Source organism: Massilia rubra (genome assembly GCF_011682065.1).
Classification (GTDB): Bacteria; Pseudomonadota; Gammaproteobacteria; order Burkholderiales; family Burkholderiaceae_D; genus Telluria_A; species Telluria_A rubra.
Map to the genome: position 1 here is coordinate 288,514 of NZ_VUYU01000002.1, position 25,333 is coordinate 313,846.

General features: G+C 66.5%; 27 protein-coding genes. 9 read left to right on the plus strand and 18 right to left on the minus strand.

Features of this window, described 5'->3' with window-relative positions; all coding sequences use genetic code 11:
* Positions 1-119 precede the first annotated feature (119 nt).
* From F0185_RS03920 to F0185_RS03930, 3 genes are all read left to right on the plus strand, one after another.
* A complete protein-coding gene (locus tag F0185_RS03920; protein ID WP_223164442.1) occupies positions 120-905 on the plus strand; it encodes an inositol monophosphatase family protein in 786 nt (261 codons plus the stop codon).
* On the plus strand, positions 902-1,519 hold the full coding sequence (locus tag F0185_RS03925; protein ID WP_167221763.1) for an NAD(P)-dependent oxidoreductase: 618 nt from the start codon (positions 902-904) through the stop codon (positions 1,517-1,519). The genes F0185_RS03920 and F0185_RS03925 overlap by 4 nt, the downstream gene beginning before the upstream one ends.
* Before the next feature lie 124 nt (positions 1,520-1,643).
* Positions 1,644-3,659 carry a hypothetical protein gene (locus F0185_RS03930; RefSeq protein ID WP_167221765.1) on the plus strand — a complete coding sequence of 672 codons (2,016 nt, stop codon included), beginning with the start codon at positions 1,644-1,646 and terminating at the stop codon, positions 3,657-3,659.
* Positions 3,660-3,734: 75 nt separating this feature from the next.
* Here the strand turns inward: F0185_RS03930 and F0185_RS03935 are convergent, their stop codons facing one another.
* Both F0185_RS03935 and F0185_RS03940 read right to left on the minus strand, forming a co-directional pair.
* On the minus strand, positions 3,735-4,931 hold the full coding sequence (locus F0185_RS03935) for an acetate/propionate family kinase (RefSeq protein WP_167221767.1): 1,197 nt from the start codon (positions 4,929-4,931) through the stop codon (positions 3,735-3,737).
* Positions 4,931-5,881, minus strand: coding sequence for a phosphate acetyltransferase (locus tag F0185_RS03940; RefSeq protein ID WP_167221769.1), 951 nt, complete (start codon positions 5,879-5,881; stop codon positions 4,931-4,933). The genes F0185_RS03935 and F0185_RS03940 overlap by 1 nt, the downstream gene beginning before the upstream one ends.
* Before the next feature lie 85 nt (positions 5,882-5,966).
* Between F0185_RS03940 and F0185_RS03945 the strand changes: the two genes are divergently transcribed.
* The 4 genes from F0185_RS03945 (at position 5,967) to moaD (ending at position 9,709) form a co-directional block, all read left to right on the plus strand.
* A complete protein-coding gene (locus tag F0185_RS03945; RefSeq protein WP_167221771.1) occupies positions 5,967-6,572 on the plus strand; it encodes a hypothetical protein in 606 nt (201 codons plus the stop codon).
* Between the two features lie 136 nt (positions 6,573-6,708).
* Positions 6,709-8,184, plus strand: coding sequence for a threonine synthase (thrC, locus tag F0185_RS03950; RefSeq protein WP_167221773.1), 1,476 nt, complete (start codon positions 6,709-6,711; stop codon positions 8,182-8,184).
* 4 nt (positions 8,185-8,188) lie between these two features.
* Positions 8,189-9,445: a molybdopterin molybdotransferase MoeA gene (locus F0185_RS03955; RefSeq protein WP_167221775.1), complete on the plus strand. Its 1,257-nt coding sequence runs from the start codon at positions 8,189-8,191 to the stop codon at positions 9,443-9,445.
* A 6-nt stretch (positions 9,446-9,451) separates the two neighbouring features.
* Positions 9,452-9,709 (plus strand): molybdopterin converting factor subunit 1, encoded by a 258-nt coding sequence (moaD, locus tag F0185_RS03960; RefSeq protein ID WP_166896587.1) that lies wholly within the window; start codon positions 9,452-9,454, stop codon positions 9,707-9,709.
* A 5-nt stretch (positions 9,710-9,714) separates the two neighbouring features.
* Here moaD and F0185_RS03965 read toward each other — a convergent pair whose 3' ends face one another.
* The 10 genes from F0185_RS03965 to dctP are packed head-to-tail and all read right to left on the minus strand — an operon-like array spanning position 9,715 to position 18,634.
* Complete coding sequence (locus tag F0185_RS03965; protein WP_167221776.1) at positions 9,715-10,611, minus strand: ACP S-malonyltransferase; 897 nt, start codon at positions 10,609-10,611, stop codon at positions 9,715-9,717.
* On the minus strand, positions 10,608-11,471 hold the full coding sequence (gene mdcB, locus F0185_RS03970) for a triphosphoribosyl-dephospho-CoA synthase MdcB (protein ID WP_167221778.1): 864 nt from the start codon (positions 11,469-11,471) through the stop codon (positions 10,608-10,610). The genes F0185_RS03965 and mdcB overlap by 4 nt, the downstream gene beginning before the upstream one ends.
* A complete protein-coding gene (mdcG, locus tag F0185_RS03975; RefSeq protein WP_167221780.1) occupies positions 11,468-12,106 on the minus strand; it encodes a malonate decarboxylase holo-[acyl-carrier-protein] synthase in 639 nt (212 codons plus the stop codon). The genes mdcB and mdcG overlap by 4 nt, the downstream gene beginning before the upstream one ends.
* Complete coding sequence (gene mdcE, locus F0185_RS03980; RefSeq protein ID WP_167221782.1) at positions 12,090-12,806, minus strand: biotin-independent malonate decarboxylase subunit gamma; 717 nt, start codon at positions 12,804-12,806, stop codon at positions 12,090-12,092. Before mdcE ends, mdcG begins: the two co-directional genes overlap by 17 nt.
* Entirely contained in the window at positions 12,803-13,702 is a 900-nt protein-coding gene (locus F0185_RS03985; RefSeq protein ID WP_167221784.1) for a biotin-independent malonate decarboxylase subunit beta, read from the minus strand. The genes mdcE and F0185_RS03985 overlap by 4 nt, the downstream gene beginning before the upstream one ends.
* A complete protein-coding gene (mdcC, locus tag F0185_RS03990; RefSeq protein WP_167221786.1) occupies positions 13,699-14,013 on the minus strand; it encodes a malonate decarboxylase acyl carrier protein in 315 nt (104 codons plus the stop codon). The genes F0185_RS03985 and mdcC overlap by 4 nt, the downstream gene beginning before the upstream one ends.
* 15 nt (positions 14,014-14,028) lie before the next feature.
* On the minus strand, positions 14,029-15,696 hold the full coding sequence (gene mdcA / locus F0185_RS03995) for a malonate decarboxylase subunit alpha (protein ID WP_167221788.1): 1,668 nt from the start codon (positions 15,694-15,696) through the stop codon (positions 14,029-14,031).
* Complete coding sequence (locus F0185_RS04000) at positions 15,697-17,046, minus strand: TRAP transporter large permease (RefSeq protein ID WP_167221790.1); 1,350 nt, start codon at positions 17,044-17,046, stop codon at positions 15,697-15,699. It lies immediately after the preceding gene.
* Positions 17,043-17,621: a TRAP transporter small permease gene (locus F0185_RS04005; RefSeq protein WP_370663969.1), complete on the minus strand. Its 579-nt coding sequence runs from the start codon at positions 17,619-17,621 to the stop codon at positions 17,043-17,045. The genes F0185_RS04000 and F0185_RS04005 overlap by 4 nt, the downstream gene beginning before the upstream one ends.
* Entirely contained in the window at positions 17,618-18,634 is a 1,017-nt protein-coding gene (dctP, locus tag F0185_RS04010; protein ID WP_167221794.1) for a TRAP transporter substrate-binding protein DctP, read from the minus strand. The genes F0185_RS04005 and dctP overlap by 4 nt, the downstream gene beginning before the upstream one ends.
* Positions 18,635-18,819: 185 nt before the next feature.
* On the opposite strand from dctP, the gene F0185_RS04015 reads away from it, so the two are divergent.
* A complete protein-coding gene (locus F0185_RS04015; RefSeq protein WP_167221796.1) occupies positions 18,820-19,533 on the plus strand; it encodes a GntR family transcriptional regulator in 714 nt (237 codons plus the stop codon).
* Positions 19,534-19,668: 135 nt separating this feature from the next.
* Here the strand turns inward: F0185_RS04015 and F0185_RS04020 are convergent, their stop codons facing one another.
* From F0185_RS04020 to F0185_RS04040, 5 genes are all read right to left on the minus strand, one after another.
* On the minus strand, positions 19,669-20,427 hold the full coding sequence (locus F0185_RS04020; RefSeq protein ID WP_370663970.1) for a hypothetical protein: 759 nt from the start codon (positions 20,425-20,427) through the stop codon (positions 19,669-19,671).
* A gap of 163 nt (positions 20,428-20,590) precedes the next feature.
* Positions 20,591-21,517, minus strand: coding sequence for a hypothetical protein (locus F0185_RS04025; RefSeq protein WP_167221798.1), 927 nt, complete (start codon positions 21,515-21,517; stop codon positions 20,591-20,593).
* A gap of 116 nt (positions 21,518-21,633) precedes the next feature.
* Positions 21,634-22,563 (minus strand): alpha/beta fold hydrolase, encoded by a 930-nt coding sequence (locus tag F0185_RS04030; RefSeq protein WP_167221800.1) that lies wholly within the window; start codon positions 22,561-22,563, stop codon positions 21,634-21,636.
* The gene (locus F0185_RS04035) at positions 22,560-22,763 is read right to left on the minus strand and encodes a helix-turn-helix transcriptional regulator (RefSeq protein ID WP_167221802.1); all 204 of its coding nucleotides are present in this window, start codon (positions 22,761-22,763) and stop codon (positions 22,560-22,562) included. Before F0185_RS04035 ends, F0185_RS04030 begins: the two co-directional genes overlap by 4 nt.
* Positions 22,760-23,146 carry a hypothetical protein gene (locus tag F0185_RS04040; RefSeq protein ID WP_167221804.1) on the minus strand — a complete coding sequence of 129 codons (387 nt, stop codon included), beginning with the start codon at positions 23,144-23,146 and terminating at the stop codon, positions 22,760-22,762. Before F0185_RS04040 ends, F0185_RS04035 begins: the two co-directional genes overlap by 4 nt.
* 137 nt (positions 23,147-23,283) lie before the next feature.
* Here F0185_RS04040 and F0185_RS04045 point away from each other — a divergent pair, with 137 nt between their 5' ends.
* Positions 23,284-24,522, plus strand: a complete 1,239-nt coding sequence (locus F0185_RS04045) for a TIGR03862 family flavoprotein (RefSeq protein WP_167221806.1) — start codon at positions 23,284-23,286, stop codon at positions 24,520-24,522.
* Here the strand turns inward: F0185_RS04045 and F0185_RS04050 are convergent.
* The gene (locus tag F0185_RS04050; protein ID WP_167221808.1) at positions 24,509-25,315 is read right to left on the minus strand and encodes a head GIN domain-containing protein; all 807 of its coding nucleotides are present in this window, start codon (positions 25,313-25,315) and stop codon (positions 24,509-24,511) included. The genes F0185_RS04045 and F0185_RS04050 overlap by 14 nt on opposite strands.
* Between the last annotated feature and the right edge of the window lie 18 nt (positions 25,316-25,333).

The window sequence follows — 25,333 nt, forward strand, 5'->3', positions numbered from 1 at the left end:
TCATATCATTTCCAGGCCAAGTCAAGCGCAATTCCGAGACGCTTGACGCAACCAGGGAAGAGCCACGCAGGAACCATCCTCAATACACGTCCATTCCAGCCACCGCCGACCGCGCGCTGTTGCTGCAACCCGTCGCCGCGGTGCAGATGGCCGGCGCCATCAAGGCGCTGTTCGACCCGGCCGCGCGTCCGCGCACCATGCAGGAGATCGCATCGACCATCGCGGCCAACGATAGCGCATCGATGGCCATTCTGCGCCCGGCCCTGTCGCAAGCGCGTCCCGGCGCCCGCTGGGACGAGGACGAGGAAGGGCGCGGCTCCTTGCCCGACGGCGAATGGTGGGTATGCGACCCGGTCGAAGGCGCCATTCACCATATCCACGGCTCGCCGCACTGGTGCGTGACGGCGACGCTGGTACGCGACAATGCGCCGGTCCTGAGCGCGATTTACCTGCCGCTGACCGGCGACACCTATACCGCGCTCGCTGGCGGCGGCGCCTGGCGTAACGACACGCGCTTGCACGCGTCGTCCAAGACCGATCTGCGCGCCGCCATGGTGGGCACCGGCCAGGCGGCGCCGGGCGAGGGGGCCGGTACGCAGCGGCGTATCGGCCAGTCGGTCACGGCGATGCTGGATGCGGCGCTGGTGGTGCAGGTGTCGGTGCCGTCGACCATGCAGCTGGTCGCCGTCGCCGCCGGCCATCAAGACTTGTTCTGGCAGTTCAGCCAGGTGCGTTCGGGCCTGTTTGCGGGCGCCTTGCTCGTTGCCGAGGCGGGCGGCCGGGTGAGCGGCCTGCGCGGCGAAGCGTGGCATCCGGACAGCGGCGGCTTCATGGCGGGCGCGCCGGCGCTGGGCGCAGCGGCGCTGGCGGTCCTGGCGCGCATCGACGCGGGTGCCGGCCAATGAAGCTGGCTGTTTTTGGCGCCAGCGGCGGCGTTGGCCGGCATGCCGTCGCGCAGGCACTGCAAGCCGGTCATGAGATCACGGCGCTGGTGCGCAGTGCCAGTGCCATCCCGATTGCGCATCCGCGCTTGCACATCGTGGTCGGCACCTTTGCGCAGCCGGATGCGGTGAAAGAGGTGGTGCAGGGCGCCGATGCCGTCATCAGCGTGCTCGGTGTGCGCAAGGGAGACACGTCCGCCGTCTGCACCGACGGCATGCGCGGTATCGTGCAGGCGATGAACGCGGCCGGCGCGCGCCGGCTGGTCGCATTGAGCGCCTACGGGGCGTCGGAAACCCGGAACGCCTCGCTGTTCATTCGCTTCGTGCGCCGTATCATCGCCGCCAAAATGCGCGACAAGGACAGCATGGAGATCCTGGTGCGCGCCAGTGCGCTCGACTGGACCCTGGTGCGGCCTGCGATGCTAACCAATGGCAAGCGGCGCGGCGGTTACCGGGCCGCGCCCACCTTGACGCCCGGATTGTTTGCAGGACTGTCGCGTGCGGATCTGGCTGCATTCATGCTGCATGAATGCAGCGAAGACGCTTATCTGAGGCAGGCAGTGACTGTATCGCCATGAGCGCAGCGGCGCCGGGGAGGGCGTGTCCGCGCCAATAAATTTTTCTTGCAGGCATCAACCGTTATAATGATGTACAAATCATCATCTTACCTGCAGAGACCGCCATATGCTTCTCCCCAAAGCGTTGACCGCAAGATCCCTGGTCAGCCATGCCTTCGCGGCGCTGGCGCTCGGTGTGGCCGGCTCCAGCGCTGCCGACAGCGCCCCCATCCTGGACTCAGTGTGCCAGCGCCAGATGCCGCCGCTTCAGCGGATCGCCGTCGCGCGCGCCTTTGAAGCCGCCGGCGGCATGGCCTTCGAAGTGTGCATCCAGGGCAGCATCCCGGACCCCGACCCTGCGCTATGGGAAGCGATTGTCTCCATGCTCGGTAGCGAAGACCACCTTGCGCGGCGTAGCGCCCTGCGTTTGATACGCTGGAGTCAGGACGCGGACGTGGAGGCGAAGCACGCCATCGTCCTGCCCCTGCTGCACGCCCTGCTGCGCGATCCGGGAGCACGGCCCTACCGCCACCGCGTTCAGGAAGAGATGCTGCGTTATCGCAAACGCGCGCTGTTCGCCCTGCCGGACTTCATGGACGCGGCGATGCAGGCCCAGGACGCGCAGTCCCAGCGAGCTGCCATGAGCGCGTTCCTCGAACTGGGCAGGGAGCACCCGGCGCAGATCGACCTGCTGGTGACGGTGCTCGATTCGCCAACCGTCTCCCCGTATGCGAAAGGGCTGCTGGCCAATTACATGAGCGCCACCGCCATCGCCGGGTCAAACCGGGCCGTACCAAGCCTGCAGCGCCTGATCGAACACACCACCCACTATGGCGCCGACCCGACGGGCGACCTGGTGGGCGCCTACATTCGCGCCGAAGAAGGCGGGCGCGCCGCTGCCTACCTGATGGCGCTGCGCAGCCGGAACGTCGTGCCGGACCTGGACACCGCCATCGACTATGAAGGCGACATGCACGGCATGGACAATCACTTGATCGGTTTGCTCGACGACCCGGCGATGTCAACTGCGGCCGCCGCCACGCTGCAAGGACGCTTCCGCATGGGCCGCCTGACGGCCGTGCTGGAGCGCCAGGCCGGGGACAAGCTGCGCTCGCAAATGGCGTCGCCCGCCACGCGCGCGATGGCGATGGCGTCGATCCGCGCACTCCAACGTCCGCTCGACGGCGTCGCGCCCATGATCATGGCGTACTACCGCGGCCTGCCGCAAGCGCAAGCGGATGAGCGGCGCAATGCGTTGAAAACGCTGTATTTCAGCGGCGGTGCGGACCAGCGGCACCTGGCGTACTTGGTCACGGAACTGGTGCGCGAACTGCGCGCCGGCTACCGGGCCGGGGCCGGACAGGTGCCGCCCGCCGCCATCCTCGCCGCGCTGAAACCCGCAACGGCGATGCCGGCAAGCTCGGTGCCGGAACTGGCCGATGCGTTCAAGTTAGCCCATCGGCCCGGTAAACAATTCTGGTGGAACGACATGGTCCCATTCACCAACGAGCAGGGCACCATCCTGGCGTTGCTGGGAAAAACCCATTCAAGCGCCGGGGCGGCGGCGCTGGCGGCGCTACTTCCCCGCTTCGAGGAGGGCGACCGGGAACACAATCTCGCCACCTCGCTCGACTACATCGGCGCCGCGTTGATCGCGTCGGGTGACGCGGCGTTGCCGGTGCTCGAATGGCAGCTGCGGAACCGCAGCGGTATCGAGCAATCGTATGCCGAGGCCGTGCTGGCCCGTATCGATACGCCCGCCGCGAAGGATTCACTAAGCCGGCACGCCGCGCAGGTCGGTCCGGCGCTGGTCGCCGCGCTGGCGTCGGGCGGATCGGGCATGGTCGACACGCCCTGGCGCTTGCCAAGCCAGTATCTGGACGCGCGTGGGTCCGCGTTCGGCCTGGCGATTGCGCGCGTCGGCAACCTGAAGCTGGGCACCACGGCCGCCACGCTCGAGACGCTCGCGCGGGCGCTCGACGACGGCGATTTCGACATCAAGAACGCGGCGGCCACGGCGCTGGACATGGCGCCGGAGCGCGACATGGTGCGCGATGCGGTGTTCCGCATCGCGGCCCTGGGCGCACGGCCCAGGGCCAGCGAGATGGCAGGGAGATTGACGCTCATCCCGCCGTACGATCGCGGCCCGACCTGTCAGTAAGGCGGCGATCACCGGTGACGATGCGGAAAACGGGCCCGTGTCCCCATCCTTGGGCGCGCCGCTCGATAGCCTGTATCAGGCTGCTTGCAGCAGCGCCAGCGTATGGCGCGCGATCATCAGCTCCTCGTTGGCCGGCACCACCCATACGGCCACCTTGCTGCTTGGGGTGCTGATGCAGGCGACGTCGCGCGGATTGGCGGCGTTGGCGGCCGCATCGAGCGCCACACCGAGCCAGGCGGCGTCGCGGCACACCGCTGCACGCAAGGCCACGCTGTTTTCGCCGATCCCGCCGGAGAACACCAGCGCATCGAGTCCACCCAGCGAGGCCGCCAGCGAACCGAGTTCGCGGCCGATCCGGTACACCAGCAGGTCGATCGCCAGGCGCGCCGCCGGCGCGTCGCTCTGTTCCAGCACGCGCATGTCGGACGACATGCCCGATACGCCCAGCAGCCCCGATTGCTGATACAGCAGCTTCTGCACGGCGGCCACGTCCCAGCCCAGTTCTTCGATCAGGTACAGCACCACGCCCGGGTCGAGCGTGCCGCAGCGGGTGCCCATCGGCAGCCCGTCGACGGCGGTAAAGCCCATGGTGCTGGCCATGCTGCGCCCGGCCGCCATGGCGCACATGCTGGCGCCATTGCCCAGGTGCGCAGCGACCACCCTGGCGCCGGCCAGGCGCGCATCGGCCTGGGGCAGGCGGCTGGCGATGTATTCGTACGACAGGCCATGAAAGCCATAGCGCCGGATGCCCAGGTCGGTAATGGCGGCCGGCAGCGCGAACGCTTGCGCCAGGGCCGGCTGGGCGGTGTGAAAAGCGGTGTCGAAGCAGCCGGTTTGCGGCACGCCCGGCGCCATCGCGCGCATGGCGCGCACGGCCGCCAGGTTGTGCGGCAGGTGCAGGGGCGCCAGCGGCACCAGTTTGTCCAGCGCGGCGAGCACCTTGTCGTCGAGCGCTTGCGGGCCGCTGTAGTGCATGCCGCCGTGGACGATGCGATGGCCAACGGCGGCAATCCGGTGGCCTTGCAGGCGCTGTTCCACGAAATCGATCAGATGGCGCATGCCGGCCGCATGGTCCAGTGGCGCATCGCTCCATGTCTGTTCGCCGAGCGTGGCGCCCTTGGCGTCCTTGGCGATGAAACGGGTAGGCCCGCTGTACAGATTGTCGATGCTGCCCTTGAGCAGCAAGTCGAGCGTGGAACCGGTAAACAGCGTGAACTTGATGCTCGACGAGCCGGCGTTGATGACGACGATGCAGTCGTTCGGCGCCTCCATCACAGGCCCAGGGTCTTCACGCCGGTCAGGCGGCTTTGGGCGACGAGCACCGCCACCGCGCACGAGGCCAGACGCGCGGCCAGCGAATCGGCGCGGCTGGTCAGCACCAGCGGCACGCGCGCGCCGAGCACGATGCCGGCCGCCGCCGCATTGGCCATGAAACTGAGGCTCTTGGCCAGCATGTTGCCTGCCTCAAGGTCGGGGGCGACCAAAATATTCGCCCGTCCAGCCACCGGCGAGACCAGGTCCTTGATCGCCGCCGCTTCCGGGTCGATGGCGTTGTCCATGGCCAGCGGGCCGTCGACCAGGGCGCCCGTGATCTGGCCACGATCGGCCATCTTGCACAGGGCCGCGGCGTCGATGGTGGACGGCATCTTGGCGTTCACGGTTTCCACCGCCGCCAGGATCGCCACCCGCACTTCCGGAAACCGCAGGATGTGCGCCAGGTCGATCGCGTTTTGCACGATATCGACCTTGTCGGACAAGGTGGGAATGATATTGACGGCGGCATCCGTGATAATCAGCGGCTCGTCGCGGCCCGGCACGTCCATCACGAAGCAGTGGCTCAGGCGGCGCGCGGTGCGCAGGCCGGTATCGGCGGCCACCACGGCGCCCATCAGTTCGTCGGTATGCAGGCTGCCCTTCATCAGGATGGCGGCGCTGCCGTCGCGTACCAGTTCGACGGCGCGCCTGGCCGATGCATGGCTGTGCTCGGTGTCGTGGAGCGGCAGGGCCGAGATGTCCAGGTCGGCCTCGGCGGCGGCGCGTTCGATGCGCGCGCGCGGGCCGACCAGGATCGGCGTGATCAGGCCGAGGCGGGCCGCGTGCAGCGCCGCTTCGAGGGCGTGGCGGTCGCACGGGTGCGCCAGCGCCACGGTCACGGGGCCGGCCGCGCGCGCCAGGTCGATCAAACGGTCAAAGTACGGATGTGGCACGGATGAGACGGTCATGGTTTCTCCCAGATTGAGCGCGCGATCATAGCAGTAAAACAATGACAGCCTTTTCCGCTTGCATGCGGCCGTGTAAAATCGGCGCATGACGACACTTTGCGGATCTATCGACACCGGTTCAGCGCCTGATGATCCGGATCAGACGCTTTGCTGGCAAGCGCTGGGCATCGCACCGACCACCGATTTTGCCGCGATCGAGCGTGCCTACGCCGCGCAGGCGGACCTGCCCACGTATTGGCGCGACCTGGTCGGCGCCATCAGGCTGCGACGCCTTTACCAGGACGCGCTGGCTGCGGCTGATCGGGCTCGCCCGGGCGGCGAGACGTTCAAGTCCGCCGATCTGTCCAGGCGCATTCTCTCGACCTGGAAGCAGGGTGGCGACCAGGCGCTGCTGGCCGCCTGGCCGGCCATTCTTGACACGCTCGACAAGCTGCACAGGGACGACTGGATGTACGCGTCGAAGGCGCTGGCCCACGTCGTTCTGGGGAACCGGGCCTTGCCGCTTCGTTTCGTAGACGCGCTGCGGCGGCATTTTGTCTGGGCCGGCATCCAAGGACGCTGGCTCTGCCTGTCAATCGAAGATACCGAGGAATTGCGGCAGCGCATGATCCAGGTCATACGCGAGGTCAGTGCGCTCGACGCCATGACCGGCCTGGCCATGCGCGATCAGTCGGCAGCCGCCCGGCTCTGAGGCGAAGCCGGCGTGTTTGCCGTCAAAAGACGGAAATGTGCGCCGATTTCGCATGCGATGGCGCAGCGCACTATAATAAACGTCCGATCGCATTGTTCTGCTCCCCGCTGTCAGCCAAAACGGACCTACCAACTCTATGCACTACGTGTCTACCCGCGCCGCCAAGGCCACCGCTTCGCAAGCTCCCCAACAATTCTCCGACATCCTGCTGGGCGGCCTCGCGCCCGACGGCGGCTTGTACCTGCCGGCCGAATATCCGCAGGTAAGCGGCGCCGAACTCGATGCCTGGCGCAAGCTGTCGTACGCCGACCTGGCCTTCGAGATCCTGAAAAAGTTCGCGACCGACATTCCCGAAGCGGACCTCAAAAAGCTCACCAAGAAGACCTACACGGCCGATGTCTACCGCAACGTGCGCAAGGGCGAAAAAAGCGCCGACATCACGCCGCTGCGCATCCTCGAACAACATGGCGATAAGACGCTGATCCTGCAGGCGCTGTCGAACGGCCCGACCCTGGCCTTCAAGGACATGGCGATGCAGTTGCTGGGCAACCTGTTCGAATACACCCTGGCCAAGGATGGCGCGGAATTGAACATCTTCGGCGCCACTTCGGGCGACACCGGCAGCGCCGCCGAATACGCCATGCGCGGCAAGAAGGGCATCCGCGTGTTCATGCTCTCGCCGCACAAGAAAATGAGCGCCTTCCAGAGCGCGCAAATGTTCAGTCTCCAGGACCCGAACATCTTCAACATCGCCGTCGAAGGCGTGTTCGACGACTGCCAGGACCTGGTCAAGGCGGTCTCCAACGACCTGCCGTTCAAGGCCAAGCAAAAAATCGGCACCGTCAACTCGATCAACTGGGCGCGCGTGGTCGCGCAGGTGGTGTACTACTTCCGCGGCTACCTCGCGGCCACCACCGAGAATACGCAAAAAGTCTCGTTCACGGTCCCGTCGGGGAACTTCGGCAATATCTGCGCCGGTCACATCGCCCGCATGATGGGCCTGCCGATCGACCGCCTGGTGGCCGCCACCAACGAGAACGACGTCCTCGACGAATTCTTCCGCACCGGCGTGTACCGCGTGCGCAAGTCGACCGAAACGTACCACACCAGCAGCCCGTCGATGGACATCTCCAAGGCGTCCAACTTCGAGCGCTTCATCTACGACCTGGTGGGGCGCGACGCCGAGCGCGTGCGCGCGCTGTTCCACAAGGTAGAAACCCAGGGCGGCTTCGACCTGTCGGGCAAGCCGGGCAGCGACGGCGACGAATTCAAGCTGGTGTCGAACTACGGTTTCTCGTCGGGTAAATCGACCCACAAGGATCGCCTCGACACCATCCGCGACGTGGCCGACGACTTCGACATCACCATCGACACCCACACCGCCGACGGCATCAAGGTGGCGCGCCAGTACATGGCGCCGGGCGTGCCGATGATCGTGCTCGAAACCGCGCTGGCGGCCAAGTTCAACGAAACCATCCTCGACGCGCTGGGCGTGGACGCCGAGCGTCCGCCAGGGTTCGAAGATATCGAATCGCTGCCGCAGAAGTTCGTCGTCATGCCGGCGGACGTGGCGCAGATGCAGGCTTACATCGCCGCCAACACGGGTCTGTAACAGCATGGCAAACGAATCACCCAAGAGCCGCGCGCCGATGCTGTCGGTGCGCGAGGCGCTCGACTTCCTGGAAGGCGCGGCGCGCCCCGTGCATGAAACGCAAATCGTGCAGACCCTGGGCGCCAACGGCCGCGTGCTGGCCGCCTCCCAGGTCTCGACCATCGACGTACCGTCCGCCGACAACACGCAGATGGACGGTTACGCCGTGCGCGCGGCCGATTGCGCCGGCGGCGCGGCCACCTTGACGGTCACCCAGCGCATCCCGGCCGGCACGGTCGGCAAACCGTTGGAAGCCGGCAGCGCGGCGCGCATCTTCACCGGCGCCATGATCCCGCAAGGAGCGGACGCGGTCGTGATGCAGGAACAGTGCGAAGCTGGTCCCGACGACACGGTGACCATCATGCACGCGCCGCAAGCGGGCGAATGGATTCGCCGCGCCGGCGAAGACATTCAAGCGGGCGGCGTTATCCTGGCCGCCGGCACGCGATTGCGCAGCCAGGAACTGGGCCTGGCCGCCTCGGTCGGCCTGGCCAACCTGCCGGTGTACCGCCGCTTGCGGGTGGCGGTGTTTTTCACCGGCGACGAGCTGACCATGCCGGGCGAAGCGCCGGGCGGGCAACTGGCGCCGGGCGCCATCTACAATTCGAACCGCTTTACCCTGCGTGCGCTGCTGGAGAACCTGGGCTGCGCGATTTCCGACTTCGGCATCGTGCCCGATACCCTGGAGGCGACCCGCGAGACCTTGCGCAACGCCGCGCGCCAGAACGACTTGATCATCACCTCGGGCGGCGTGTCGGTCGGCGAGGAAGACCATATCAAACCGGCGGTGGAGGCCGAAGGGCGCCTGAACATGTGGCAGATCGCCGTCAAGCCGGGCAAGCCGCTGGCCTTCGGCGAAGTCGATCGCGATGGCGGATCGGCGTTCTTCCTCGGCTTGCCCGGCAATCCGGTGTCGAGTTTCGTCACGTTTTTGCTGTTCGTGCGTCCGTTCATCCTGCGCTTGCAGGGCGTCGCCGGCAGCGTCGAGCCGCGTGCGTACGCCATGCGCGCCGATTTCGACTGGCCGAAGGCCGACCGCCGCAATGAGTTCCTGCGCGTGCGCATCAACGACGCCGGCGGGCTCGATCTGTTCCCCAACCAGAGTTCGGGCGTGCTCACGTCCACCGTCTGGGGCGACGGCCTGCTCGATAATCCCGCCGGCCAGGCCATCAAGGCGGGCGACATCGTGCGCTTCCTCCCATTTAGCGAATTACTGCATTAGGCATCGATGAACATTACACTGCGTTTTTTCGCCAGCGTGCGCGAAGCACTTGGCTCGTCCCAGGAAACCGTTACTCTTCCAGCAGGGATCGACACGGTCGGCCAGGTGCGCCGCCACCTGATGGAGCGCGGCGAGAAGTGGGAGCAGGCCCTGTCGGAGCAGCGCGCCCTGCGCATGGCCTGCAACCAGGTCATGTGCGGTCCCGACCAGGTGGTGGAAGAGGGCGCCGAAGTGGCGTTCTTCCCGCCCGTGACGGGCGGCTGAAGCGACTATTCCTGACGCCCGACCCAGGCGGCCACGCCGTCGATGCTGCGAAAATCCGCCACCGAGCGGCAGGCAATGCGCGGATGGCGCGCCTGCATCATGCGCGCCAGGGCCGACCCTGGCCCCAGTTCCAGCGCCACCGTGACGCCGGCTTCCGCCGCCGCGTCCATGCAGTCGCTCCAGCGGATCGTTTGCACCAGCTGGCGCGATAATTCATCCATGGCCTGCGTTTTTGTGTGCAGCGCCAGCGCGCCCACGCCGCCGAGCACCGGACACGCCGGCGTGGCAAACCGCAGCGATTGCAGGGCCGCGTCGAAAGCCGGACGGGCCGGCGCCATCAGCGACGTATGCGACGCTACCGCGACCGGCAGGCGCTGGAGTTTTGCGCCTTCGGCGGCCACCGCATCGCCCAGCGCCGCAAGATCGCTCGCCAGCCCGCCGGCGATGCAGGCATCGTAGCCGTTGACGATCGCGATTTCATATCCGTATTGCGCAAGCAGTGCGGCGGCTTTCTCGATCGCCATCCCGCTGATGGCGACCAGCGCCTGTCCTGGCCCGGCACGGGCCGCATCATCCATCGCCGTAGCCCGTACCCGGCTTAGCGCAATGGCGTCGAGCGGCGCCAGCGCGCCCGCCACCGACCATGCGGCCACTTCACCGATGCTGTAACCGGCGGCCAGCATTGGCGTGGGCAGGTGCGCGCGCAGCGCTTCCCACACCGCCAGCGCGGCAGCGACGATCGATGGCTGGGCCGCCGCGTTATCGAACAGCGTGGCGGTATCGAGGCGAATGCCTGCCTGGTCGAGCAGGGCGGCTGCGGCCGGGTTGGTGCGGGCCAGGTCGAACATGCCCGCGTGCTGGCCGCCCTGGCCCGAACACATGATGAACAAACCTTGCGTCATCGTTCGTGCTCCACGGTCAGCGCATGCACGAAGCAGCTTGCCGCCAGCAGGTCGGCCGCGCCGCCCGGCGACAGATTGCGCTCGACGAAAGCGTGGTGGATCGCCAGCGCGTGCGCCTGCCATCCGCTCGACGCGGTGCCGCCGGCATGGCGGAAGGCGCTCGCCTGGATGCGCACAAAGGCCGCGCCCTGCGGCCCGCCCCGATGAACCACATTCGTGTCGCTGACGTGCGTCATCAGCGCGAACAGCGCGTCGATGCGGGCGTGCTCCAGATTGCGCCCCTCCCGCAGCGTACGCCGCAAGGCCCCCAGGCCCGTGCGGAAGACCGACGGCAAGCCGCTGGCCGCTTCGTGGCGCGCGCCTTTGGCGCCGTGCTTTGCGGCGGCCGCCAGTCCGTTCGTCAGCTGGTGGATCGCTGTCGTATGGCCGCCCAACTCCTTGCCCCATCCCGCCAGCAGGTGCGCTTGCAGCGCCGCCGCCGTCAGGTCGGCGCCGTGGGCGTAAGCCCGTCCGGCGGCGGCGCACAGCAAACCAAGGCTGAAAATGGCGCCGCGATGGGTGTTGACGCCGCCGGTGGCGCGCAGCATGCTCTGCTCGGCGTCGATGCCGAGCCGCTTGAGCGTGGCAAACGGCGCGCCGTCGCTGCCGGCCCGGCAAATATGGCGGAAGTAATGACGCAGCGAGAACAGGCTGCGCATGAAGGTGGCGGCGTTCATGTCGGTGTGGCTGCCGTTATCGACCATCGACACCAGCCCCGGTTTGGGGTACAGCGCCAGTTCGGCGTACAGGCTGGCGATGGCCAGCCGTGCCACGTGCCGGGTAAGCCGGCGCGTATCGACAAGAAGCGATGTGTCCATCATGCCAGCAGTTCCCGCAGCGAGGCGGTCGTCGCTAAACGCACGCTGCCGGCATCCTTGACCAGTACCCGGGCGCCTGCGGCATCGCGCCATTCCTTCCACGCGACGGCGGCACCATCCGGGAAGACGATTTCGCCATCAAGTGGGAGGTTTTGCTGGTGCGATTGGAGCAGGGACATGCCGGCGTCGAGTTGGTGCAGGCTGGCGGGCGTGAACAAGAGGTCGATGTCGGACGATTCGGTCAGGTAGGTCAGCCTTGTTACGGCTTGCAGGGCCAGCGAGCCGTAGGCGCGCAGCGTGATGCTGCCGGCATCGGCCAGCAGCGCCGCCAGTGGGGCTGCCCATCGTGCCGGCGCCGCTGCCGCTGCGGCGCGCAGCGTCAGCGCATTCTCAACGCGCGCCACGGACTGCTCATCGACCTGTAAAGCGATGCGCAGCTTGCGGCCCGCCTCCGGCGGCGGCGCCAGGCCAAGACACACCGCGCCGGGTGCGGCGTCGGGCGTGCGGCGCGTGACGATCAGCGGCCAGTCATGCCGGCGCCATTGTTCCAGCGCCGCCGCATGTGCCGGCGGCGCACCATCGAGCACGGCGGCCCAGCCGGCGCCGCTCAACCACGCCTGGTCATGGCGCGAGTACATTCGACCCTGCGACGATGGCGGCGATGACCGGTTGTGCCAACTTGCGCCCGCCGCGTTCCAGTCCGCGCGCGCTGCGCACGTCGGTGGGGCCGGCGTCGCGCAATGCATTGGCCAGGCTCGCGGCCAGGTCGCCGTCCCAGATCGCTTCGATGCCGCCCATGCGGGCGTAGTTTTCCGGCCCCGGCGCAAACACCGGATTCGACGCCGCCAGTTCGGTGAGCCGTTCTTCCGGCACCTTGGTGATGCGCGCCATCGCCGGCAAGCCCATGACGCGAATGGTGGCGTCGGGCAGGGCGTAGCAGGCGTCGGCCATCATGCCGCTGGTGATAAACCCGCCCGACAGCGCCTGGTCGTACACCAGGCCGACGATCTTGTGGCCGGAGCGGCGCGCCAGGTCCACGCATTTGCCCAGGTGCGCCATGTAGCTGTTAATGCCCAACATTTCGTCGCGGTGGCGCAGGCGCTGGCCCTGCGTGTCGACCATGATCAGGATTGGCCGGCCCGGATGCTCGCGCACCGTCTCCAGCACGACGCGCGCCTGCGCCAGCGCGATTTCGACCCCGATCGGGGCGTGCCCGGTGGTGCCGACCACCGCAATGTCGGCGCCGGCGACGCGCGCGCCGCCGCTCAGAAAATTGTCGCTCTCCGTGATCGCATGGCCTTCGGGGAACAGCTGTGCGGCCAGTTCATTCCAGTTCATCGTGCACCTCCCGGTGTGTAGCGTGCCGCGAGGGCGGAAAAGGCGTCGGCCTCCATCATCGGCACGGCGGCCGGGTCAGGAATGCCCAGTTCGCGCCAGGCGTCGAGCGGGTCGGCGCAGCCGCCGAAACGCGCGATGCGCTCGCCGAGCAGCGCCTGTTCGGCTTCGAGCGCGGCCAGGCTCAGTTCCACGCCGGCGGCCGTACTTTGCGCGATGACGGCGATGGCGGCGTCGCGGAAGGCCTGCACCGTGTCGGGCACGATGGCCTGGCAGTCGCCCATCAGGTAGCGGTGCTTGCCGCCGGTGGTGCGCCAGACCAGGGCGCGGTCGCGCGAATCGAATTCTTCGACGCCAGAGGCGGTTTCGATCACTTCGGGGCCGGACATGGCCAGCCGGCCTTCTTCCGACATCACCACCGCGTTGGCGCAGCGCGCCACGATGCCCATGCCGCCGAAGCAGCCGTTCGAGCCGCCCACCAGGGCGACCACCGGAATGCCGGCGGCGCGCGCGTCGAGCAGGGCGCGCATGACTTCGGAGACGGCAATCAGGCCGGCGTTGGCCTCGTGCAGGCGCACGCCGCCGCTCTCCAACAGCAGCACCACGGCGGCGGCTTTCTCGAGCACCGCGCGGCGCAACAGGCCGGTGAGCTTGGCGCCGTGGACTTCGCCGACGGCGCCGCCCATGAAGCCACCTTCCTGCGCGGCGCAGAACACCGGCTGGCCTTTCAACTGCGCGCGCCCCACGGCCACGCCGTCGTCAAAGGCGACCGGCGCGTCGAGCTGCCCCAGGTGCGGGCTGACCACGCGCGCCGAGGGCGGCAAGAATTCTTCGAAACTGCCTTGGTCGAACAGGCGCGCCAGGCGTTCGCGCGCGGTCAGTTCAATGTAGCTACTCATGCGTCTTCTCCCAGCATCGTCTGCACCGCCTGGTCCAGTCGCAGGCTCACCACGGCGGGCGTGGCGCCCATGTCGTTGATGTCGATGCGCGTGTCCATCAGTTGCCAGCGCTCGTGAAAGTCGCGCATCACCGCTTCCCAGGTGGCGCCAAAACCCACGGCGGCGGTCTTGATGGCGATGGTGCAGGCGCCGCCAAGGGGCGCCGATTCGATCAGCACTTCCAGGTTGCCCGAGCCGACCACGCCAACCACCTGCGCTTGCGCCGGCAGCACGCGGCTGCCGTGTTCGAAGCGATATTCGAGCGTTTCCATTAGATTCTCCAGTATTTACCAGTTGCGGAAGCGCTTCGGCGGGTTGTACAAACCGCCCGAGGCGCGCACCAGGTCTTTCATGTTCCTGGCGGCGAGCAGGTCGCGCGTGGCGAGTCGCTTGTCGACGCCGATATCTTCCGCGCGGCCGATAATGCCACGGTCGCGCAGGTTTTCCACCATGCGCCGGTCGCGCCCCATGCCCACCGGCGTGTAGCCGGCCACGCCGCGAATGGCTTGCTCGCGTTCCTCGTCGCTGCGGCACAGCAGCAGGTTGGCGATGCCTTCCTCGGTCAGGATGTGGGTCACGTCGTCGCCGTAAATCATCACCGGCGGGATCGCCATGCCGGCTTGTTCGGCCAGTTCCCACGCATCGAGTTTGTCCACAAAAGCCGGCTGCATATGCTCGCGGAACGTCTCGACGATTTGCACCACCAGCTTCTGGCCGCGCGGGATGGTGTTGCGGCCCTCGCGCGCCTGCTGTCCGGCTTTCAGCCACGCCGGGCTGGCATGGCGCCGTCCGCGCGCGTCGGCGCCCATGTTCGGCGCGCCGCCGAAGCCGGCGATGCGCCCTTGCGTCGCGGTCGAGGAGTTGCCCTGCAAGTCGATCTGCAGGGTCGAGCCGATGAACATGTCGCAGGCATAGTGGCCGGCGGCCTGGCACAGGGCGCGGTTGCTGCGCATGCTGCCGTCCGGCCCCGTGAAGAACACGTCGGGCCGCGCGCGGATGTAGTCTTCCATGCCCAGTTCGGAGCCGAACGAATACACCGATTCGACAAAGCCCGATTCGATCGCGGGAATCAGGGCCGGATGGGGATTGAGCGCCCAGTGGCGCGCAATTTTTCCTTTGAGGCCCAATGACTCGCCGTAGGTCGGCAGCAGCAGTTCGATGGCGGCCGTGTCGAAGCCGATGCCGTGGTTCAGGCGCTCGACCTGGTACGGCGCGTAGATGCCCTTGATGGCCATCATCGCCATCAGCACCTGGATCTCGGAGATCTGGGCCGGGTCGCGCGTAAACAGCGGTTCTATATAGTAGGGCCGTGGCGACTGCACCACGAAGTCGACCCAGTTAGCGGGAATGTCCACGCGCGGCAGGGTGTCCATGATGCGGTTCACCTGCACGATCACGATGCCGTTCTTGAAGGCCGTCGCTTCGGCAATCGGCGGCGTGTCTTCGGTATTCGGGCCGGTGTACAGGTTGCCGTGGCGGTCGGCCGCTTCGGCCGCGATCAGGCACACGCGCGGCGTCAGGTCGATGAAGTAACGGCTGAACAGCTCAAGGTAGGTATGGATCGCGCCGATCTTGAGTTTGCCGGCGGCCAGCAGCTTGGCCACGCGCGCCGCCTGCGGGCCTGAAAACGAAAAATCGAGGCGGTCGGCGACGCCGCGCTCGAATACGTCGAGGTGCTGCGGCAGCGCCAGCACCGATTGCAGCATATGCAGGCCGTTCACGCGCGCCGGGTCGAGCTGGGCCAGCGCCTGGCCCAAGAAGTCGGCCTGCTTCTGGTTGTTCCCCTCCAGGCAGACGCGGTCGCCCCGTTCGATCACGGCATACAGCAGTTCCGGCAGCAGCGCCGCCGGCAAGGCTTTGCCGTCGAGGGCACCGCCAAGCGAAGCGCCGGCGCGTGCCAGGCGTTCGGCGCGGTTGGTTTGCAGCGTGTTCCACTTCGCTGGCGATGCACTCATTTATTTCACTCCCATCATCATGTCAGGCAGGCCGGTCGCGATCGAAGGGAAAAGGCACAGCAGCACCACCGCAACGAACATCAAACCGAGGAAGGGCATGACGCCCCAGATCACATCCTTGAGCGGAATATCGGGCGCGATGTTCTTGATCACGAAGATATTCAAGCCCACCGGCGGGTGAATCAGACCCATTTCCATCACCACGGTCATCACGATACCAAACCAGATCAGGTCGAAGCCGGCTTCTTTCAGCGGCGGCAGGATGATCGGCGCGGTCATCAGGATGATCGATACCGGCGGCAGGAAGAAGCCGAACACCACCACCATCAGCAAAATCACCGACAGCAGCACCCAGCGCGACAGGTGCATGTCCACCACCCACTGCGCGGCCGACTGGCTGATATGCAGGTAGCTCATGACGTACGAATAGAGCAGCGACATCCCGATGATCAACAGCAGCATGGTCGACTCCTTGATGGTCGACGACAGGATCGGCATGAGCTGCTTCGGCCGCCACACATTGTAGACGACCGCGATCAGCACCAGCGCCAGCAGGGCGCCGAGACCGGCCGTTTCGGACGGGGTGGCGTAGCCGCCGTAGAGCGCCACCATCACGCCGATCAGCAGGACGATAAAGGGTAGCACGCGCGGCAGCATTTCGACTTTTTCGCGCAGGGTGAAGTGCTCGGTGTCGAGGTAGGGCGACTTGTCGCCGCCGGCTTCATAGATCGCCTTGGCGATGGCGTACTCCTTGCGCGCGCGGAAAACCGCATAGCCGGCGAACAGGGCGACGAGCAGGATGCCGGGGCCGATCCCGGCCAGGAACAGGCGCCCGAGCGACTGTTCCGACGCCACCGCGTACAGGATCATGGTGATCGATGGCGGCAGCAAAATGCCCAGCGTGCCGCCGGCGGCGATGATGCCGGCCGCGAAACCCGGCGAGTAGCCGCGCTTGCGCATTTCGGGAATGCCGGCCGAGCCGATGGCCGAGCAGGTCGCCGGCGACGAACCGGCCATCGCCGCGAACAGCGCGCAGGCAAACACATTGGCGATACCGAGGCCGCCGGGGATCTTGTGCAGCCAGGTGTGAATGGCCGAATACAGGTCCTTGCCGGCCGGTGACTTGCCGATCGCCGCGCCCTTGAGGATGAACAGCGGGATCGAGAGCAGGGTGATGGAGGCCATTTCTTCATACACGTTCTGGGTCACCGTGTCGAGCGACGACGACGGCATGAAAAAGAACATGAAGGAAATTGCCACCACCCCGAGGGCGAAGGCGATCGGCATGCCGGAGCACATGACGATCAGGGTGACGACGCCGTACAGGGCGCCGAGGGTCAGGTCGGTCATGGAGCGCTCCGCTGGTCGGCCGGGTTGTTGGCGGGTTTATTGGTGACATGGGCCAGGACCTGGACCAGGATTTGCAGCGTCAGGAGCGAGATCCCGAGCGCCATCATGCCGTACGGGATCCACAGCGGCGGCGCGAATGTCGACGAGGTGGTCTGGCCGTCGACCCAGGCTTCGTGAAACAGGGTCCACGACTTCCACGAAAAGAAGGTGCAGAACAGGCATGACATCACGTCCACCAGGAACAGGCGCACCGCGTTGACCTTCGGCGGCAGCAAGCTTGCCAGCGCCTCGATGCCGATATGGCCGCGCAGCGACTGCACGTAAGCGGTGCAGAAGAAGGTCACGCCAACGAGCATGAACACCGCCGCTTCATCCTGCCAGTCGGTGGGCAGCTTGAAGAAGTAGCGCGACACCACCGAATACGTCAGCACCAGCGCGGTGATGACGAGGGCCGCCATCGACAGCATGAGCAGCACAGCGTTGATCCGGTCGAGCGCGCGCGAGATGGCCGCCAGGACCGGGTGGTCCGGCACCGCCGGCCCTTTGGCCGGCGCCAGTTCGAAGCCGTGGCTCACAAGGTCTTCTCGGCCAGTGCCAGCAGCTTGGCGCAGTTGGCGTTCTTCTCGCGATAGTCGGTCCACGCGGTGGTGCGCGCAATGGCCTGCCATTTCTTGACGATGGTCGCGTTCAGGTCGACCACCTTGGCGCCGGCTTTCTGGTACACGGCGGCGACGGCCGCATCGTCGGCCTGGGCCGAGGTGCGCGCAAAGGTTTCCAGTTCGCCGCCGACCGCCACCAGGAGCGCCTGCTGTTCCTTGCTCAAGCGATCAAAAATCGCCTTGGACATCATCAGCGGCTCGAACATGAACCAGTACGCGCCGCCGCGACCGGTGGTCAGCGCTTTCGATACTTCCTCCAGGCGGAACGAGATCAGCGAGGTGGACGAGGTCAGCGCCGCATCCATCGCGCCGGTCTGCATGGCGGCGTAGATTTCATTCGACGGCAAGGTAACGACGGCGGCGCCGGCGGCCTTGAGGATCAGGTCCATCTCGCGCGAGCCGCCGCGCACCTTCATGCCGCGCACGTCTTCCGGCTCGACGATCGGCTTGCTGCGTGACGCCACGCCGCCGGCCTGCCAGATCCAGCTCAGGACCACGATGCCTTTTTCGGCCAGGATGCGCGCCAGTTCCTTGCCCACTTCGGCGTTCTTCCAGCTATAACCCTGCTCGTAGGTGGTGACCAGCCCGGGCATGAGGCCGATGTTCACTTCCGGGACTTCGCCGCCGGCGTACGACAGCGGCACCAGCGACAGGTCGAGCGCGCCCTTGCGCATGGCCGAGAACTGCGAATTGGTCTTCATCAGGGAGGAACCCGGATAGATCGAGAACTTGAGCGTACCCTTGCTGCGTTTTTCCACCTCGGCCGCGAACATCCGGCACAGGCGGTCGCGGAAGTCGCCTTCGCTGATCGTGCCACCGGGGAACTGGTGCGAAATTTTCAGGCTGGTCGTCTGGGCCCAGGCATTGTGCATCCAGAGTGGGCTCGAGGCGAGCGCGGCAAGCACGGTTCTGCGGGTCATTACGGTCATACATCCTCCAAGATGATGGAAACTGCGCGGGTGGCACTACGTCGAAGGACGACGCGGCACGTGCAGTATTTAGCGCATGCAAACGTCGTTTCTTGGTATACAGTAATATTTCTAAAAATGCCTTGTCAAGTTCTATCGTGCTTTTATAATGAAATCTTGTATACAACCGGTGACAGTAAATACACATGAGTAGCCGTTCCGTAATACTTCGCGAGAAGATTGAAGAGTTGATTGCGGTCGGCGCACTGGCGCCCGGCCAGCATCTGGACGAGACCGAACTGGCCGCGCGCTTTGGCGTGTCGCGCACGCCGATCCGCGAAACGCTGATCCAGTTGTCGTCGATGGGATTGGTGGTGATCCGCCCGCGGCGCGGCGCGGTGGTGGCCGAACTGGGGCCGCACCAGCTGGTGGAGATGTTCGAAGTGATGTCGGAGCTGGAGGCGACCTGCAGCCGGCTGGCGGCGCGCCGCATGACGGCGGCCGACCATGTCAGGCTGCTGGCGGCGCACCTGGCGTGCCGCGAGGCGCGCGACGCCAGCGATCCGGATGCGTACTACTACAAGAACGAAGCCTTCCACGAAGCCATCTACGCGGGCAGCCATAACCAGTTCCTGCTGGAGCAGACGCGCAACCTGTACCGCCGCCTGCGCCCTTACCGGCGCTTGCAGCTGCGCGTGCGCGACCGGGTCGCGGCCTCGTATGAGGAACACGATGGCTTGGTGCAGGCGATTTTGGCGGGCGATGGCGACAAGGCCGAAAAGCTCACCCGCAGCCACGTGATGATCCAGGGCCAGCGCTTCGCCGACCTGATGGCGTCCCTGCCGCAGCTGGCGGCGGGCGAGCTGCTGGAGCCGGGCGCGGCGGCCGCCACGCAGCGCGGCGCTGCCCCGATCCCTTAGAAACATGCCGGGCTGACCCGACGGCAATGTTGATGCGCCAAGGCTCTGTGCCGGCGCGATGCCGCCTCGATCGCAGACGGGAGGAGCCGGGTTGGACGGCGTCTCCCTTGCGCGCTTTTTGTGCGTGTGCCGGGCTTACTGTCGATGCGTTTTGAGCGCCGCGTCCAGCCTTTTGAACACATCGGCGTGAAGTGAGCGGGTGTGTTTGTTCATATGCTTGCGCAGGTGGTCCAGTTCGCGATTCTGTTCGTCGGCCAGCAATGGTTCCTTGTGCTCCAGTGCCCAGACGGCATACTCAACCCTTGCCTCCACGCCGGGAAAGCGCTCGACGAGATGCGCAAATTCCTCCGCCGCTTCCTTGTTCAGGCCCGCCCTGGAATATGCCTGCGCCAATAGCAAACTCAGTTTGTCCTGGCGGAAAGCGGGATGGCTGGCGCGCAGCGTCGTCAACATACGCACCGATTCGACTGCCTGGGCGTTGGCCAGCAATGCCTGCGCCGCGCCGAAGCGAATGTCGGGGTCGCCTGCGAACGGGCCTTGCAGGCACGCTTCATATTGCTGCGCCGCCTCGGCGGCCATGCCCGCCTCCAGCATGGCGCTAGCCAGTCGCGTCTGGTTATGGGCGGTTGGCGTGAGCTCGAACGCATCCCGGACATCGCGCACGGCGCGTCCAGGGTCTAAAGTGCTGAGCACGCTGCGACCTGCACGGGTCAGGGTCTGGTCGAGCCGCGACTGCGGCAGGTAGATGGCGAAGAAATACACCACGCTGCCAAGCAAAGGGAACGAGAACAGGATGAGCAGCCAGTACAGCTCGCGGCGTGAACGAACCACATGGACCGCGAAGTACAGCGCAACCAGGATATGCAAACCGACACCAAGAATGGGCACAATCACTCCACTTATCGTTATTGTAAAAGTTGCATTTTATCAAGTAACTAATCTGCACGCAATCGGAAGGATTTTCCGTGTTCCTACCCGTTTGATAAGCACCGCCGCTGAAAGTTCCTCTCGCTTGCGCCTGGCGACGCAGGGCGTGGCCAGGCGGCGTCACGGTGCGCTACGCCGGCAGCTTGTGCCAGGTGCCGACAATATCGGCCACCAGCTTTTTCACGTGCAGGCTGTGGGGGTAGGCGTCGGCGTAGCCGCTGGCGCGCCGCACCGCGCCGGCGAACGGGGCGCGCCGGCCGACCCGGGCCATCAGCTCCTTGCCTTCGCGCGTGCCGAGGTAGGCGATCAGTTTGCGCGGGTCAAGCTCCGGGTCGTCCAGGTGCGCCATGACGGTCATTTCATACGGCTGGCGGCTGATCCATTGCTCGGTCAGGGCGCTGGCGTGCAGCCAGCCGGCGTAGCGGATCGCGTCCACGTAGCCAAAACTGCCGGCCGCACGCGGGAAGTCGACCCGGGTGCGCCGCAGCAGTTCGCCGACGGCCCGGCGCGTTTCGGGCAGCATCGGGTCGAGCAGCTCGCTGCCGAAGCCCATGATCATCACGTCCACGCCGTAGCGCGATTGTTCGGCGGCGATCAGCTGCACGTAGCGCAACTGCTGTTCGCGCGGCGCAAAGCGCAGGGCGCGCGCCAGTTCGCCGGCGATTTCTTCGCTTTCCATCAGGCCGGCGCGCTTGGCGCGCAGCAGGATCTCGATGGTTTCGTCGGCGCCGACGGCCTGCGCCAGCGGATAGATGGCGCTGCGCGCGATGCGCCGGCTGGGCGAGGCGGCCAGCGTGCGCAGCTCTCCCACGATGGTGTCGTTCATGCCGGAGGCATTGCTGCGCGAGTACAGGCTGCCGAGCAGGCGGATCTGGTCGATCTTGTGCTCTTCCGAACGGGCCGCGCGCAGTGCGGCGCGCACGCGCTTGACGTTGGCCGCGGTGGGGTCCAGGCGCAAGGTGGCGCCGGCACGGACGGTGGCCGATGGTGCGGCGGCGGGTGCCGCCAGCGCGGTGAAGGATGCGCAAATCGCCAGAATGGCCAGTGCACGTTTCATGTGGTCTCCAGGGTTGAAACAGCGGGAACCAGCAGTGTGCAATGCCATTCTTGATAATTGTCAAAGCTGCATCGCGTAGCAAAAAACGCCACCGCGCGTAGCAGCCGGACGCACGATTACAGGTTTTTCAGGAAGCGGGCGATGGCCTCGTTCACCTGTTCCGGCTGGTCGATCATGGCGAAGTGCCGGGCCGGCGCCACCGTGACCACCTGCGCTGTCGGCGCCGCCTCGATCAGCGAGGCGTAGTAGGCCTTCTTGGTCTCTTCGGTCAGCTCGTGGGTGCTGGCGTCGGCATCGAAGTACGGCGCGATCAGGAGCACCGGCGCGCTGATCTTCGACAGCGCCGGGCGCAGGTCCATGGCGAACGTTTCGGCCATATACTGCAGCACCGCGCCCGGATCGCTGCGCGCACTCAGTTTGGCCAGTTCGTCGGCGCGCGCCATGTCCATCACGCCGATGCCGCGCATGTAGTCCTGCTGTTGCGCGGCGAACGCGCGCTGGTCGCCCGGCACCATGCGGCGCGCCAGTTGCTGCGCCATCTGCTCGCGCTGGCGCGGCGTCAGGTCTTCGGCGCCGGGGAAGACCGGCAAGCCGTCGATGCTGATCACGCCGCCGATATCTTGCGGGCGCTGCGCCGCCAGCGAGAAGGCCAGCACGCCGCCCAGGCTGTGCCCGACCAGCACCGGCTTGACCAGTTTGCGCGTGTCGATCAGTTGCGCCAGCGCGCGCTGGGCCGCTTCCATTTGCTTGCCCGGCGCCGGCGCGCGGCCGTCGAAGCCGGGCAGGGTGACGATGTATACGCTGTACTCGCCCATGAAGCGGCGCGCCGTGCCTTGCCAGGCCCAGGACCCGCTGGCCAGGCCCGGAATGAGGATCAGGGCGCGCTTGCCCTTGCCGTGCCGTTCGACCTGCATGGCGCCGATGTCGAAGCGTTCGGCCGGAACGAGGGTGGCGGCAAAGCGGTTGCTTGTGATCGGTGGCGCATCGGCGGCGAAAGCGGGCGCGCTGGCCGCGAACATCAGTGCGATGACAAAACGAACAATCATGGTGTCTCCTGGTCGGGATGGAAAATGGATTCGAGCGGTTGCGCGAACATCCGGGCGATGGCAAACGCCAGCGGCAGGCTCGGGTCGTAGCGCCCGGTTTCGATGGCGTTGACGGTCTGGCGCGATACCTTCAGCAGGTCGGCCAGGTGCGCCTGGCTCCAGCCATGCCGCGCGCGCAAGTCGCGGATGGTGTTGTTCATTGGTTTGTAATCTTGCGCACCAAAACGATCAGGAGCCAGCTGACGGCCATGACCGGCCACACCACGAACATCGACACGCGCGGAAAGCCCGCCAGCTCAAGGAAGCCGTAGCTGAAGGTCAGGCTGGCCGTGATGGCGGCGGCAATCGCGATGTTTTGCAGCGTCACCATGCGTACGAATTCGTCCACGCGGCGCATCTGGCGCACGATCGCCCACACGGCCAGCGCCACGCCGATCACGGGAATGGCCAGGATCAGCGTGCGCGCCGGCCCGTTGGGCAGGTTTTTGCCAAACACGATCGACAAGGTCAGCAGCAGCCAATAGACGCCAATGGCGCCGAACAGCTCGCGCAGGTAGCGCTGGCCGATGACTTTTTCGTGCATTTTTATCTCCTTGATTGTCAAGCTTGCTTTACATGGTAGGCAGCGCTGCGCGTGATGTCAAGCAAGCTTTACATCTATTTTCAGCCTCCCGAAGTCGACTACAATGCGGGTCGTCCAACCGCCGCACCGAGAATGCCATGCCCGAAATTCCTACCCAAGCCCGCGTCGCCGTCATCGGCGGCGGTCCGGCCGGCCTGATGGCCGCCGAAGTGTTGAGCCAGGGCGGGGTGGCGGTCGACCTGTACGACGCCATGCCCTCGGTCGGGCGCAAATTCCTGTTGGCGGGCAAGGGCGGCATGAATATCACGCACGCGGAGCCGGCCCTTGCATTCGGCCAGCGCTATGGCGCGCGCGCCGGCCAGGTGGCGCCGTGGCTGGCGCTGTTCGGTGCGCAGGCGGTGCGCGACTGGATCCACGGCCTTGGCGTGGACACGTTCGTGGGCACCTCCGGGCGCGTGTTCCCGACCGATATGAAGGCCGCGCCCCTGCTGCGCGCCTGGCTGCACCGCCTGCGCGAGGGCGGGGTGCGATTTCACATGCGCCATCGCTGGCTGGGCTGGAACGGCGCCGCGCTGCGCTTCGCCACCCCGGACGGCGAGCGTGAAGCGACCTTCGACGCGGTCATCCTGGCGCTGGGCGGCGCGAGCTGGGCGCGCCTGGGGTCGGACGGCGCCTGGGTGCCGCTCTTGCAAGAGCGCGCGGTGCCGGTGGCGCCGCTGGCGCCGTCGAACTGCGGTTTCGACACCGACTGGAGCGCGCATTTCAGCAGCCGCCACGCGGGCGCGCCGCTCACCACCGTGGCGGTCACCGCGCTCGGCGCCGACGGCGCCCCGCACAAGCGCCAGGGCCAGTTCGTCATCACCGCCGGCGGGGTCGAAGGCAGTTTGATTTACGCCTTGTCGGCCGGCCTGCGCGAGCAGATCGCCGCCAACGGCAGCGCCACCATCTGGCTCGACCTGGCGCCCGACTTCAGCGCTGACAAGGTGTTCGATGAAGTGACGCGCCCGCGCGGGTCGCGCTCGATGTCGAGCCATCTGCAAAGCCGGCTGGGGATCAAGGGCGTCAAGTCGGGATTGCTGCGCGAATGCCTGTCGGCGGCCGAATTCGGCGACCCGGCGCGCCTGGCGCAGGCGCTGAAAATGCTGCCCGTGGTGTTACAACGCGCGCGCCCGATCGACGAGGCGATCAGCAGCGCCGGCGGGGTGCGCTTCGACGCGCTCGACGCCAACGCCATGCTGCGCGCCGTGCCGGGCGTGTTCGCCGCCGGCGAAATGATCGACTGGGAGGCGCCCACCGGCGGTTACCTGCTCACCGCCTGCTTCGCCAGCGGCCGCGCCGCCGGCCTCGGCGCCCTGGAGTGGCTCACTCGAAACTGACGTCGCCCGAGCCGTTGCGGGTGATGTTGCGCTCGTCCGGATTGCCATGCACGCTGATGTCGCCGCTGCCGCGCAGGTTGACCGAGGCGCTTTTGCGGGCCTGCACGATGGCGCTGCCGGAACCCATCAGGTCGATGGTGACGGCGTCCGCGCTCAGGTGCTCGGCGTCCAGGTCGCCCGAACCCATCTGCGACACCTTGAACGCTTTCGCCGCGCCCACCACCGTCATGCTGCCCGAACCGACTACGCTGACATCGACCTTGTCGCTGCTGCCGCCGTTCAGTTCAATGTCGCCGCTGCCTTGCAGTTCGGCTTCCACTTCACGGTAGCGGCCATTGAACTTGACGTTGCCGGAGCCGTGCAATTGCAGTTCCAGCTTGTCGCCGTTGAAGCCATTGACGGTGCTGTCGCCGCTGCCCCGGATCTGCAGGGTCTCGAGCGCGGGCAGCACCAGCACCACTTGCAGCGGCTGTTTATGGTGCAGCAGCATGCCCTTGGTATCGATATGCAGATTGCCCCCTTCGCTGACGGTCTCCACATTGCCCAGCAGGCGCTGTTCGCCGCGCACCGTCAGCGACGGCACCGCGCCCTGGCGCAGGGTCATGTCGATCGGGCCGCCGAGGGTGATGGTGGTGATGTTGGCGGCCACGGCGCGCGTTTCGCTGGCGAGCATGCGGCCTTCGGGATTGTTGGGGCGGGTCGTGCCCTGGGCGCGCAGCATGCCGTAGAACAGGCCGATCAGCACGAACGCGAGGAGCAGCAGGCCGAAGCCGACTTTGAGTAGTGAGCGCATCAGATTCTCCGGTTCCGG

Coding starts and splice junctions, on each gene's coding strand:
- F0185_RS03955 (WP_167221775.1), top strand. CDS start 8,189: ATGGCAAACGAATCACCCAAGAGCCGCGCGCCGATGCTGTCGGTGCGC.
- F0185_RS03965 (WP_167221776.1), bottom strand. CDS start 10,611: ATGACGCAAGGTTTGTTCATCATGTGTTCGGGCCAGGGCGGCCAGCAC.
- F0185_RS04040 (WP_167221804.1), bottom strand. CDS start 23,146: ATGCACGAAAAAGTCATCGGCCAGCGCTACCTGCGCGAGCTGTTCGGC.
- mdcG (WP_167221780.1), bottom strand. CDS start 12,106: ATGTACTCGCGCCATGACCAGGCGTGGTTGAGCGGCGCCGGCTGGGCC.
- F0185_RS04045 (WP_167221806.1), top strand. CDS start 23,284: ATGCCCGAAATTCCTACCCAAGCCCGCGTCGCCGTCATCGGCGGCGGT.
- F0185_RS03925 (WP_167221763.1), top strand. CDS start 902: ATGAAGCTGGCTGTTTTTGGCGCCAGCGGCGGCGTTGGCCGGCATGCC.
- F0185_RS03945 (WP_167221771.1), top strand. CDS start 5,967: ATGACGACACTTTGCGGATCTATCGACACCGGTTCAGCGCCTGATGAT.
- mdcE (WP_167221782.1), bottom strand. CDS start 12,806: ATGAACTGGAATGAACTGGCCGCACAGCTGTTCCCCGAAGGCCATGCG.
- mdcA (WP_167221788.1), bottom strand. CDS start 15,696: ATGAGTGCATCGCCAGCGAAGTGGAACACGCTGCAAACCAACCGCGCC.
- F0185_RS04015 (WP_167221796.1), top strand. CDS start 18,820: ATGAGTAGCCGTTCCGTAATACTTCGCGAGAAGATTGAAGAGTTGATT.
- F0185_RS04035 (WP_167221802.1), bottom strand. CDS start 22,763: ATGAACAACACCATCCGCGACTTGCGCGCGCGGCATGGCTGGAGCCAG.
- mdcB (WP_167221778.1), bottom strand. CDS start 11,471: ATGATGGACACATCGCTTCTTGTCGATACGCGCCGGCTTACCCGGCAC.
- F0185_RS04000 (WP_167221790.1), bottom strand. CDS start 17,046: ATGACCGACCTGACCCTCGGCGCCCTGTACGGCGTCGTCACCCTGATC.
- dctP (WP_167221794.1), bottom strand. CDS start 18,634: ATGACCGTAATGACCCGCAGAACCGTGCTTGCCGCGCTCGCCTCGAGC.
- F0185_RS04025 (WP_167221798.1), bottom strand. CDS start 21,517: ATGAAACGTGCACTGGCCATTCTGGCGATTTGCGCATCCTTCACCGCG.
- F0185_RS04050 (WP_167221808.1), bottom strand. CDS start 25,315: ATGCGCTCACTACTCAAAGTCGGCTTCGGCCTGCTGCTCCTCGCGTTC.
- moaD (WP_166896587.1), top strand. CDS start 9,452: ATGAACATTACACTGCGTTTTTTCGCCAGCGTGCGCGAAGCACTTGGC.
- mdcC (WP_167221786.1), bottom strand. CDS start 14,013: ATGGAAACGCTCGAATATCGCTTCGAACACGGCAGCCGCGTGCTGCCG.
- thrC (WP_167221773.1), top strand. CDS start 6,709: ATGCACTACGTGTCTACCCGCGCCGCCAAGGCCACCGCTTCGCAAGCT.
- F0185_RS03935 (WP_167221767.1), bottom strand. CDS start 4,931: ATGGAGGCGCCGAACGACTGCATCGTCGTCATCAACGCCGGCTCGTCG.
- F0185_RS04030 (WP_167221800.1), bottom strand. CDS start 22,563: ATGATTGTTCGTTTTGTCATCGCACTGATGTTCGCGGCCAGCGCGCCC.
- F0185_RS03940 (WP_167221769.1), bottom strand. CDS start 5,881: ATGACCGTCTCATCCGTGCCACATCCGTACTTTGACCGTTTGATCGAC.
- F0185_RS03985 (WP_167221784.1), bottom strand. CDS start 13,702: ATGAGTAGCTACATTGAACTGACCGCGCGCGAACGCCTGGCGCGCCTG.